Origin of the sequence: Acidovorax sp. HMWF018 (assembly GCF_003061035.1) — a bacterium.
GTDB lineage: Bacteria > Pseudomonadota > Gammaproteobacteria > Burkholderiales > Burkholderiaceae_C > Acidovorax > Acidovorax delafieldii.
In genome coordinates this window covers 1-2252 of sequence record NZ_QAIM01000598.1, presented here as the reverse complement: position 1 = coordinate 2252, position 2252 = coordinate 1, and the positions used below count along the sequence as shown (strand labels likewise).

Annotated in this window: 2 protein-coding genes and 1 pseudogene; all 3 read left to right on the top strand. The window is 58.6% G+C overall.

Annotated features, from left to right (window positions below):
- The coding region (locus tag DBR23_RS25525) for a winged helix-turn-helix domain-containing protein (protein ID WP_199227802.1) at positions 1-357 on the top strand (357 nt) is incomplete at its 5' end.
- The gene (locus tag DBR23_RS25520) at positions 354-1760 is read left to right on the top strand and encodes a heavy metal sensor histidine kinase (protein ID WP_108499958.1); all 1407 of its coding nucleotides are present in this window, start codon (positions 354-356) and stop codon (positions 1758-1760) included. The genes DBR23_RS25525 and DBR23_RS25520, both read left to right, overlap by 4 nt.
- A pseudogene (locus DBR23_RS25515) lies at positions 1753-2252 on the top strand (type II restriction endonuclease); the annotation flags it as partial. The gene DBR23_RS25520 and the pseudogene DBR23_RS25515, both read left to right, overlap by 8 nt.

Genomic DNA, 2252 nt, shown 5'->3' with positions numbered 1-2252 from the left:
AGGGCACGGACCATACTGAGGCGCGGCCGCAGTGGCGCCGAGGTGACTATTCTGCAGGTGGCAGATCTTGAACTGGACCTTCTGCGGCGTCGAGTCAGCAGGTCCGGCAAACGCATCGACCTCACACCCAAGGAATTCGGGCTGCTGGAGCTGCTGATGCGTCGCCAAGGGGAGGTTTTGCCTCGCTCTCTGATCGCGTCGCAGGTGTGGGATATGAATTTCGACAGCGATTCCAACGTGGTCGAGGTGGCAATGCGCAGGCTTCGGGCCAAAATTGACGATGCCTATGACGCCAAGCTGATTCAGACGGTGCGAGGCATGGGTTATGTGCTTGAGGCACCCCAGGAGAATGTGTGATAGCTCGGTACTCGCTCACGACACGACTGACAGTCTTTTTTACGCTGGCTTCCGGGCTCGTGCTTGTTGGCCTGGGGACACTTGTTGCCATTTCCATTGACCGGCATTTTGTGGAACTCGACCGCGATGCTCTGCGCGACAAAATTCACCTCACACGTGAGGTGATAGGAAAATCCACGTCACCGCAGGACCTCAAAATTCGGCTGGACGACGTTTTGCACAGCCATGAGGGCCTTTTTGTCAGCGTTTTCCGTGACAGAGATCCGCTCTACGCGACTCCGGATTTCCAGTTTCCAGAGGACCTCATCGCCCAGACCCAGCAGGCCCGACTGGGGGTTGCATCCTGGAAAACCGCAGAGCGGGAGTACCGAGGAATGTCAGCATCTGTGACGTTGCCAGGTTCCGCCGAGCCGCCGCTGCAGGTTTGGGTGGCAGTTGACATTGCCCACCACAAGCACTTCATGTACGCCTTGATTCAGACGCTAGTGGGTTACGTGGCGTTAGCCACTCTGGTGGCGGGAATACTGGGTTGGTGGGCCGCAAAGAATGGCTTGGCCCCACTTCGGACCATGCGGTCTCGCGCCATGGCGATCACGGCGCAGCGGCTGGACGAGCGGATGCCAACCGAGGAGTTTCCGGTGGAGATGGCCGACCTGGCGACCACCCTCAACGAGATGCTCCGGCGCCTGAAGGAGGAGTTCGACCGGTTGTCCGAGTTTTCTTCGGACCTGGCTCACGAGCTGCGTACGCCGATCAACAATCTGATGACACAGACCCAGGTCACGCTCAGCCAGGCTCGCGCCTCTGAGGAGTATCAGGACATACTGGCCTCCAACGCCGAGGAGTACCAGCGCCTGGCCCGCATGGTGGCTGACATGTTGTTCCTGGCGAAAGCCGACCACGGACTCATTCTTCCCAGTACGGAAAAAATTGCTGTCCACGACGAAGCACAGGCCCTGTTTGACTTCTACGAGGCCCTTGCCGAAGAAAAGCAGGTCGGTCTGCAGCTTATTGGGGCGGCAGAGATCACTGGCGATCGGTTGATGCTGCGTCGGGCGCTGAGCAATCTCCTGTCCAACGCCATTCGCTATACCCCCCCTGGAGAACAGGTGGTCGTTGACATTCAAGGGGACGTTCACGGAACCACCGTGGATGTAGTCAACACTGGACCTTCCATCGACGCGCAGATGATCCCCCGCCTTTTCGACCGCTTCTTTCGGGCAGACAAGTCGCGCAAGCAACTGGACTCCGACGGTGCGGGCTTGGGCTTGTCTATCACCCAGGCGATTGTTCATGCGCACCGAGGCCGCATCTCTGTGAGTTCGGCCGATGGCAGGACTTGTTTTTCGATGTATTTCCCCAGTGCTCAGAACATTGGCAAGCGCCTCACAACAGATGCATGACCCCCTGGCCACCCTCATTGACTGCTGGAAGGCAGATCCCAGCAGCACCTACAACACCTGGTTCTTGTGGGATCAGCGGATCAAGAACTTCCGCTCCATTCGCCGAGGCATTGCGCAAGTGGTGGAGGACATCCGGGCCGGAACGTTTGGCAACGCCTACCGAGGCTCCTCGCTGGAGACAATCGTCGGGTCCGTGGCGGAGCAGCGCCAGATCTTCAAGGGTGCGGACCACGCTTTCCTCTGGAAACCCAAGCTGCGGATTCCGGACATCTACGAGAACACGAGCAACCAGCTCGCCTTCGCAGATCTTCTTCACACTTGCGATCACTGTGACTGCGCAGAAGACGTAGTGGCCGCCATACAGCGCATTGATGCAATTGGCATCAAAGGCTTGGGCCCAGCAGTCGCCAACTTGCTGTATTTCATCCACCCAACGCTGGTCTCTCCCTTCAACACGGCCATCGTCAACGGGTTCAACGCGGTGACCGGGGG